The organism is Kitasatospora phosalacinea (assembly GCF_030268885.1).
GTDB lineage: Bacteria > Actinomycetota > Actinomycetes > Streptomycetales > Streptomycetaceae > Kitasatospora > Kitasatospora phosalacinea_C.
In genome coordinates this window covers 1-266 of record NZ_BSSA01000141.1, presented here as the reverse complement: position 1 = coordinate 266, position 266 = coordinate 1, and the positions used below count along the sequence as shown (strand labels likewise).

Below are 266 nucleotides of genomic sequence, written 5' to 3'. Positions count from 1 at the left end.
TACTCTCCCACAGGGTCCCCCCTGCAGTACCATCGGCGCTGTGAGGCTTAGCTTCCGGGTTCGGAATGTAACCGGGCGTTTCCCTCACGCTATGACCACCGAAACACTATGAAACTGTCCGCCACCCCGCCCGTGACCTGGGCGGGGGGTCGTTGTTTCAGAACAACACAGTGGACGCGAGCAACTGAGGACAAGCCCTCGGCCTATTAGTACCGGTCAACTCCACCCCTCACAGGGCTTCCATATCCGGCCTATCAACCCAGTCG

The 266-nt window shown here is 59.8% G+C and carries 1 rRNA gene; it reads right to left on the bottom strand.

What is annotated here, in order from left to right:
* Positions 1–103: ribosomal RNA gene (gene rrf, locus QSK52_RS39290) — 5S ribosomal RNA — on the bottom strand; the annotation flags it as partial.
* Positions 104–266: the final 163 nt, after the last annotated feature.